Raw genomic sequence first — 5,624 nt, 5'->3', positions numbered from 1 at the left:
GGACTGTGAGGTGTGGGAGAGCCACGACCGGCTGGTCGCCCAGTCGCGCCAGCTGGCGTTGCTGCCGCGCAAGGGCGGCCGCACGCTCTGACCCGGGCTCAGCCGCGGGCGAGCTCGACGAGCGTGATCACGGCGAGCAGCAGGCATACGGACCCGCCGATCCGGCGAATCGTCGCCAGCTTGAGGTAGCGCAGCAGCGTCCGGCCGAGCGCCGCACCGAGCGCCGAGATGGTCGCGAGCGCGACGAAGGCGCCGACGCCCACCGAGACCGGGTCGTGATAGCGCGCCGCGAGCGAAGCGGTCAACAGCTGCGACAGATCGCCCCATTCGGCGAGGAAGAGCACGAGGAAGGACGTCGACACGGCGCGCAGCCCGGTGGCGGGCGCGGCGGCCTTGGCCTCGAATTCCTCCTCGGCCTCCCGCTCCTCGCGGTCGGCATTGCGCGCGCCGCGGAGCAGGATGACGCCGCCGAGCGCAAACATCAGCGCGGCGACGATCTGCACCGGCGCGTGGGGGAGCCGCGCGAGCAGACCGCCGAGGGTGACGGCGACGACGGTCTGGACGAGGAAGGCGGCAGTGACGCCGACCCAGACCAGCAACGGGCGGTAGCGGGTGGCGAGCACGAGGGTGGCGACAAAGGTCTTGTCCGGCAACTCGACCGGGAAGATCAGCGCGAACACGATGGCCGCGGTGGCGATACTGAACGTCATCGCAGGCAATCGTAGTTGCGTCCTATTGTTCGCTGGTGCCTGCGTCCACCGCCGCCCGACCCGTCCGTTACGGCTATTTCGGCCCGGCGGGCACGTTTACCCAGATGGCCCTGCTCGACTGGGAGCCGGCCGCGGGGGGCGAGCACACGGCATACGCCTCGGTGGACGCGGCCTTGGCGGCCGTGCGCGCGAGCGAGATCGACGCGGCCATGGTCCCGATCGAGAACTCCGTCGAGGGCGGCGTGACCGCCACGCTCGACGCGCTCTCGACGGGCTCGCCGCTGATCGTCGTGGGTGAGCGCCTGGTCAAGATCCGATTCGTGCTCGCGGCCCGGCCCGGTATGCCGCTCGCTCGCGTCGCTACGGTCGGTACCCATTCGCACGCGTGGGCCCAGGTGCGCGGCTGGATGGGGGCCAATCTGCCCAAGGCGACCTATATCCCGACGCTCTCGACGGCGAGTGCGGCGCTGGATCTGGCGCCCGGGGGGGACGGTCGGCACGATGCGGCCGTCTGCGCGCCGATCGCGGCGGAGCTGGCCGGCCTGGACGTGCTGGCCGACGACATCGGTGACATCAAGAAGGCGGTGACCCGGTTCGTGTTGGTGGCCCGGCCGGCGGCCATTCCCGCGCCGACAGGTGCCGACAAGACGACGGTCGTGCTCTATCAGCGCCGCGACCACGCGGGCGGCTTGATGGCGTTGCTGGAGCAGTTCGCCGCCCGCGGGATCAATATGACCCGCCTGGAGTCGCGCCCGACGAAGCACTCGATGGGCGACTACTGCTTCTCCGTCGACATCGAGGGCCACGTGCTGGACGAGCGGGTCGGGCAGGCGCTGACCGGACTGAAACGGATCTGTGCCGAGGTGGTCTTCCTCGGCAGCTATCCGCGCGCCGACCGCGGGCGCGCGCAGGTGGCCCCGTTCAACTCCGACGCCGACTTCCAGAGCGCCGCCGACTGGCTGGCCGCCCTGCGCGGGTTGGTCGACAACTCGTGAGTTGAGACACGGCGGTGGCTGTCGACCTAGACGCCCACGACAGATTGACCTGTTCTTAGGTTAGGCTTACCTTAGATTTGTCCGTCTGGAGATCGTTCGGGAGGCTCGACCATGGTGTTCAGCAACGCCCTCATCGGGCTGCGCGAAGGGCTCGAGGCCGCACTCGTCGTCGTCATTCTCGTCGCCTTCCTGGTCAAGACCGACCGGCGCTGGGCGTTGAAGTGGGTCTGGGCGGGCGTGGGCGTGGCCGTCGTCCTGTCTGCCGGACTGGCCGCCTTCTTGACCTTCGGGACGCGGCAACTCTCCTTCGAGACCCAGGAACTCATCGGCGGCACTGCCTCGATCATCGCTGTCGCCTTCGTGACCGGCATGGTCTTCTGGATGCGCTCGGCCGCCCGGACCATCTCTGGCGAGCTCAAGGGTGCGCTGGACAAGGCCCTCGCCCTCGGGCCCTTGCCGATCGCGCTCGTCGGCTTCCTTGGCGTGGGCCGCGAGGGCCTGGAGACGGCGATCTTCTTCTACGCCACGGCCGAAGCGGCCGGGGCGGGCACCGTTCAGCCGCTGCTCGGCTGGATCATCGGCATCGGCAGCGCCTGCATCCTCGGCGTGCTGATGTATCGCGGGGCGATCAAGATCAACCTCGCCAAGTTCTTCCGATGGACGGGGATCTTCCTGGTGCTGGTGGCGGCCGGCATCCTCGCCTATGGCATTCACGACCTGCAGGAAGCCGCCTTCCTGCCCGGCTTGAACTCGCTCGCCTTCGACATCAGCCACGTCATCGCCCCCGACGGCTGGCTCGGCACCTTGCTCAAGGGCACGCTGAACTTCACGCCGGCGACAACCTGGCTGCAGGCCATCTGCTGGGTGGCGTATGTCGCCATCGTCCTGCCGCTCTTCCTGCGCCCCGCGAAGCCGACCGTTGCCGAGCCAACCCGTATGCCTGCGCAGCCCGCCGACGCGGGAACCCGCTGAAAACCACTGCGACACAACGACACTGAACGGAGATCGACGCGATGATTTGCCTTGCCCGCACGACGCGGACCCGTACTCCTGCCCTCGCGGTTGGCACCCTCAGTGCCGCGGCGCTAGCGTTGGCCGGCTGCTCTGGCACCGACTCGGCCTCGGCCGGCGAGACGGGCGGCGCGATCGTCGTCACGGCGACCGACGCCGCGTGCCAGGTGAGTGCAACGAGCGCGCCGGCTGGGACGATCACCTTCAAGGTGACCAACAAGGGCAACAAGATCAACGAGTTCTATGTCTATGCCGAGGGCGACCGGATTATGGGCGAGGTCGAGAATGTCGCCCCTGGCCTGAGCCGCGATTTTCACGTCGAGATCACCGAGCCGGGCACCTACGAAACCGCCTGCAAGCCGGGGATGGTGGGCGACGGCATACGGGCGGCGTTCACGGTGACCGGTGACGCGCCCGCAGCCAAGACCGACAACCAACTCCTGCAGCAGGCGGTCGCCGAGTACCACCGCTACACCACCAGCCAGGCCGACGCTTTCCTCGCCGAGACAACGAAATTCGTCGCTCTGGTCAAGGCCGGCAAGGTGGAGGAGGCCAAGGCGCTCTATCCCACGGCACGCTCCTACTGGGAGCGGATCGAGCCGGTGGCCGAGTCCTTCGGCGAGCTCGACCCCAAGATCGACGGCCGCGAAGATGTCGTCGAGGAGGGGATGGCGTTCACTGGCTATCACCGGCTGGAGAAGGATCTGTGGGTCGACGGCCTCCAGGCTGACACCGTCAAGATCGCCGACCAGTTGCTGGTCGATGTCACAACGCTGGTCAGCCAGGTCAAGGGCGTGGAGCTCAACCCGCTCCAGCTGGCCAATGGCTCCAAGGCACTCCTGGACGAGATCGCCACCGGCAAGATCACCGGCGAGGAGGAGCGCTACAGCCACACCGACCTCTGGGATTTCGAAGCCAACTTTGAAGGCTCGAAGACCGCGCTCGCCGCCCTGCGGCCCTTCCTTCAGGAGAAGGATCCGGCGCTCGTCACCGAGATCGACCGCACCGGGAAGGTGCTCGGTGATCTGCTCGAAACCCACCGCAAGGGCGACGGCTTCGTGCTCTACACCGAGTTGTCCCAGGACGACATCAAGAAGCTGACCGATGCCCTCGACGGCTTCGCCGAACAGGTCGCCAAGGTGGCGGGTGTCGTTGCCGCAGGCTGATCCTGCCGCTTCCGACGGCACCCTCGACGTAACCACCGAGCCGCCCAGCCGGCGCGGCGTCGTCGAGGTGTCCGCGGGCGTCGCCGCGGGTTTGCTGGTTGGCGCGGCCGGGACGTATGCCGCGACGCGCGCGGACGGGCATACGGGCGCGTCGGCGACGGGCGCACCGAGCCTCGCCGACATCAGTGGGCAGGTGCCGTTCCGCGGGGCGCACCAGGCCGGCATCATCACGCCGGCGCAGGACCGGATGCATTTCGTTGCCCTCGACGTCATCACCGACGACGCCGACGTGCTACGCGACCTGCTCACGGCGTGGACGGCGGCCGCCGAACGGATGACCTATGGCGCCGAGGCGGCGCCCGGTGGGTCGGTGGGCGGCGGGCCCTACAAGGTGCCGACCGACACCGGTGAGGCGCTCGATCTGCCGCCGTCCGGGCTGACGGTGACCATCGGCTACGGGCCCTCGCTGTTCGACAAGCGCTTCGGGCTGGCCGATCGCAAACCTGCTGCGTTGCAAGAGCTTCCGGGCTTTATGGGCGACGACCTGGACCCGGCCAAGTCGGGCGGGGATCTGTGCATCCAGGCCTGCGCCAACGACCCGCAGGTCGCGGTCCACGCGGTTCGCAATCTCATCCGGATTGGGCTCGGCACGGTCTCGGTGCGGTGGAGCCAGCTCGGCTTCGGGCGCACGTCGTCGACGTCGCACACCCAGAAGACCCCGCGCAACCTCTTCGGTTTCAAGGACGGCACCAACAATCTGATGGCCGAGGACGGTGCGGCTCTGGACCAGCACGTGTGGATCGCGGCGGCCGACGTCCCTGGGCCGACGGCGTGGGCGGCTGGCGGGTCCTATCTGGTGGCGCGGCGCATCCGGATGCACATCGAGGTCTGGGACCGGACCAACCTGCAGGAGCAGGAGGACATCTTCGGCCGCGGCAAGCTCGAGGGCCAGCCACTGGGGCAGAGGAAGGAGTTCGACACGGTCGACTTCGCCGTTAAGCGCATGGACGGGCAGCCGGCGATCCCGGCGGTCTCGCACATTGCGCTGGCCCACTCCTCCAATCTTGACGGCGTCAGGATCTTGCGGCGAGGCTACAACTTCACCGACGGCTCCGACGGTCAGGGCCACCTGGACGCGGGGCTCTTCTTCATCGCCTTCATGCGCGACGCGCACAAGCAGTTCGTGCCCATGCAGCGCGCGCTGGCCGCCAAGGATGTGCTGAACGAATACATCGAGCACACCGGCTCGGCGCTCTTCCTCTGCCCGCGCGGGCTTGACGATAACCAGGACTGGGGCACCCAACTCTTCGCTTCATGAGCCAGTCCTCGACGCCGCGCGTCGGTGCGCCCGCAGGTGCCACTTAGCGCACCTTAGGTGACGTCGAGCAGGGTCTACCCTGCTGGAGGAGCCCTAACTGCTGCTAGCAGAGTTTAGGAATGGCGGGCGGGCGCTCACTCGTGGGCGGAGACCCAGGCGTCGATTTCGGCCCAGCGATCGGCCAGCCAGGCGCCGATGGCCTCGGGCTCGCGGGGGACGGTGGAGGCGGCATACGTCCAGGTGTGCACGAGGAAGGGGCGATCGAAGGGGATCGCGTCATAGATCGCGCGCGGCCCGGTCAGGTTGCCGAGCCCGGCATGGGCGATGACCATGACATCGGCGTCCGGGCGCGCCGTCAACGTGGCAATGACGCCCTTGGTCTTGGGCGGGACGCCGTAGGTGAAGCGGCCGAAGGGGTCGCGCT

Annotated in this window: 5 protein-coding genes and 1 pseudogene; 4 read left to right on the top strand and 2 right to left on the bottom strand. The window is 68.3% G+C overall.

The genetic code is table 11. The features are described from left to right. Positions 1-98: 98 nt before the first annotated feature. A complete protein-coding gene (locus PKH97_RS11380; RefSeq protein WP_324387558.1) occupies positions 99-710 on the bottom strand; it encodes a TMEM165/GDT1 family protein in 612 nt (203 codons plus the stop codon). A gap of 35 nt (positions 711-745) precedes the next feature. On the opposite strand from PKH97_RS11380, the gene pheA reads away from it, so the two are divergent. From pheA to efeB, 4 genes are all read left to right on the top strand, one after another. Then, positions 746-1,705 (top strand): prephenate dehydratase, encoded by a 960-nt coding sequence (gene pheA, locus PKH97_RS11375; protein WP_324387557.1) that lies wholly within the window; start codon positions 746-748, stop codon positions 1,703-1,705. 111 nt (positions 1,706-1,816) lie between these two features. Continuing rightward, a complete protein-coding gene (gene efeU, locus PKH97_RS11370; protein WP_324387556.1) occupies positions 1,817-2,677 on the top strand; it encodes an iron uptake transporter permease EfeU in 861 nt (286 codons plus the stop codon). A gap of 41 nt (positions 2,678-2,718) precedes the next feature. Next, a complete protein-coding gene (gene efeO / locus PKH97_RS11365; RefSeq protein WP_324387554.1) occupies positions 2,719-3,882 on the top strand; it encodes an iron uptake system protein EfeO in 1,164 nt (387 codons plus the stop codon). Then, positions 3,869-5,200: an iron uptake transporter deferrochelatase/peroxidase subunit gene (gene efeB, locus PKH97_RS11360; protein WP_324387560.1), complete on the top strand. Its 1,332-nt coding sequence runs from the start codon at positions 3,869-3,871 to the stop codon at positions 5,198-5,200. Before efeO ends, efeB begins: the two co-directional genes overlap by 14 nt. 134 nt (positions 5,201-5,334) lie before the next feature. Here efeB and PKH97_RS11355 read toward each other — a convergent pair. Next, positions 5,335-5,624, bottom strand: a pseudogene (locus tag PKH97_RS11355) (hypothetical protein); the annotation flags it as partial.

This window comes from Nostocoides sp., from assembly GCF_035343835.1.
GTDB classification, from domain to species: Bacteria; Actinomycetota; Actinomycetes; order Actinomycetales; family Dermatophilaceae; genus Nostocoides_A; species Nostocoides_A vanveenii.
Note: the sequence above shows the minus strand (reverse complement) of the source record. Positions and strands in the feature narration are given on the sequence as shown.

Excerpts from the sequence above, each read along its gene's own strand:
- PKH97_RS11380 (WP_324387558.1), bottom strand. The coding sequence starts at position 710 with ATGACGTTCAGTATCGCCACCGCGGCCATCGTGTTCGCGCTGATCTTC.
- efeU (WP_324387556.1), top strand. The coding sequence starts at position 1,817 with ATGGTGTTCAGCAACGCCCTCATCGGGCTGCGCGAAGGGCTCGAGGCC.
- efeO (WP_324387554.1), top strand. The coding sequence starts at position 2,719 with ATGATTTGCCTTGCCCGCACGACGCGGACCCGTACTCCTGCCCTCGCG.